Raw genomic sequence first — 1,825 nt, 5'->3', positions numbered from 1 at the left:
CGTACGGATGAATTTATCATATGAGATATCGAGTAATTGCCAGAGTTCTTTCACTCCAACTGCCATCCCATCTACATAAGCTTGTGGCGTAATCCCAGCTTCTTCTGCTTTTTGTTGGATCTTTTGACCATGCTCATCGAGACCAGTCAGGTAGAAGACATCGTAGTTCATCATGCGTTTGTAACGCGCCAAGACGTCACAGGCGATCGTTGTATAAGCTGAACCAATATGCAATTTACCAGATGGGTAATAGATAGGGGTTGTGATGTAGAATGATTTTGTCATTTTCTTTTCCTTTCAGGGCTAATGGAACCCAATTTAGTAACACTCTATTATAACATTTTTAGGAGACCCTGAAAACCCAAAACCAGCTAGGATCTAAGGAAGACAAGCAAAAAAGCTGACCGAAGTCAGCTTTCTATGATTGATAACAAATCCTGCTATCTTACTTACCAAGATAGTATTCTTTTACAACGTTCAATTTTTCGTCAAATTCGAATACCAATGGTGGGAAGTTAGGGATTTCCACATCCATGATTTCGTCGTCTGACAATTGTTTGATGTGTTTTACAAGGGCACGGATTGAGTTACCGTGTGCTCCTACGAATACGTTTTTACCGTCTTTAAGAGCTGGAGCGATTTTATCTTCCCAGAATGGAAGAGCACGTTCCAAAGTAACTTTCAAGTTTTCAGCATCTGGAATCACTGAATCGTCAAGTGAAGCATAACGACGGTCAGTGTGTGCTGAGTGTTCATCATCACGGTCCATTGCAGGAGGCAATACATCGTAAGAACGACGCCAGATGTGAACTTGTTCATCACCAAATTGTTCAGCAGCTTCTGCTTTGTTTTTACCAGTCAAACCACCGTAGTGACGTTCGTTCAAGCGCCATGATTTTTCAACTGGAACCCACAATTGGTCAGAAGCTTCAAGAGCCAAGTTAGTAGTTTTGATCGCACGTTTCAATACTGAAGTATAAGCTTGGTCAAATTCGATACCAGCTTCTTTGATCAATTTACCAGCGTCGATCGCTTGTTGTGTACCTTTTTCAGACAAATCAACATCAGCCCAACCAGTGAAAAGGTTAGCTTTGTTCCATTCAGACTCACCGTGGCGAGCAAAAACCAATTTTACCATTAGATGGATCTCCTTTTTATTCTCCGAGGTTTCCCCCGTTTATCTATTCTATTCTACTAGATTTTCAGTGAAAAATCTAGTGGCGACCATAGAAAAGTGCAATTTCTCACAAAAAAGAGCCTGACGGCTCTGGTTTGAAAAATGAGGAATGTTTCGTTGAAATAGGTTTATTCTGCCGATTGCTCCTTCTCTTCTGCTCTTTCATCTTCTGAAGGATGATTTCGTCTATAAACAATCCCACTGACATTCCACCACTCTCTGAGGATAAAAATCCAATAGAAGGCTTGACATAAATAAAATCCCCATTCCAACCGTAGGAGGTCTATTTGAACAGTCATAGAAAACATGGTAAAGATTAAAATAATGCTACAGGCTACAAAAATTAACAGTGATTGAAGATGCGCCAGCAAAGGATAGCCTGTTTTATTTAGGAGATATTTTACAAAAATAGCAAGTACTGGTAGGACAAAAAGAATAATAAGTGACGTCGTGAAATAAGAATGGATGAGGCCTTCAAACTCTTTGGCATTGTAGAGAGAATGTTCACCTAGGAAAATCGTAAACTGTGCCGAATCATTCTCCCCTATTTTTTGATATGTATAAAACGGTGACATCAATAAGGTCAAAACATAGGCCGTAAATAAGCCAAGCTGACGCAATAACTGATGATTAAATTTTATTTTTCCT

Annotated in this window: 3 protein-coding genes; all 3 read right to left on the bottom strand. The window is 39.6% G+C overall.

Annotated features, from left to right (window positions below):
- Positions 1–285: class I tRNA ligase family protein (locus SPADD19_RS04215; protein WP_164905837.1), on the bottom strand; the 285-nt coding region annotated here is incomplete at its 3' end.
- A 160-nt stretch (positions 286–445) separates the two neighbouring features.
- Positions 446–1,138: a phosphoglycerate mutase gene (locus SPADD19_RS04210; protein ID WP_003012031.1), complete on the bottom strand. Its 693-nt coding sequence runs from the start codon at positions 1,136–1,138 to the stop codon at positions 446–448.
- Positions 1,139–1,305: 167 nt separating this feature from the next.
- Positions 1,306–1,825 (bottom strand): hypothetical protein (locus tag SPADD19_RS04205; protein ID WP_164905836.1); only part of this gene is annotated, 520 nt, incomplete at its 5' end.

It is taken from the genome of Streptococcus parasanguinis, assembly GCF_001578955.1.
Lineage (GTDB): Bacteria > Bacillota > Bacilli > Lactobacillales > Streptococcaceae > Streptococcus > Streptococcus parasanguinis_U.
The sequence above is the reverse complement of the archived record's forward strand: the minus strand, read 5'-3'. Positions and strand labels throughout refer to the sequence as shown.